The sequence below is a fragment of the Streptomyces sp. 13-12-16 genome (assembly GCF_002114215.1).
Lineage (GTDB): Bacteria > Actinomycetota > Actinomycetes > Streptomycetales > Streptomycetaceae > Streptomyces.
Map to the genome: position 1 here is coordinate 1 of NZ_NCTE01001423.1, position 359 is coordinate 359.

General features: G+C 78.8%; 1 pseudogene. It reads right to left on the bottom strand.

What is annotated here, in order from left to right:
- Positions 1-359 (bottom strand): annotated as a pseudogene (locus B7767_RS42000) (hypothetical protein); the annotation flags it as partial.

Below are 359 nucleotides of genomic sequence, written 5' to 3' on the forward strand. Positions count from 1 at the left end.
GGCTTCCGGGCCGGGTCCTGCTCCTTCCGCGGGTCCTCGGTGGCCGCGCGGCCACCGGGGAGGGCCAGGAGGAAGGTACGGCGGCAGTGGCGCAGGAGGGCGGCGGCGGTGGGGTTGCCGCGCAGGGCCCGGAGGGCGGCCAGGTCGTCGGAGTGGGGGCGGTATCCGGCGCCCAGCGCCTCCTCCAGGAGCGTGAGGTAGCCGGCGGCCGTGCCGGGGAGGGCCGCGCGGTAGCGGCCGAGATCGGCCAGGAGGAAGGCGCGCAACCGGGCGCTTTCCCGCGTCGCCTCGTCGAAGTCCGTGGCGAGGCGGAGGCAGTCCTGGAGGTCGTCGGCCGAGGCGGGGGGGGGGGGGGGGGG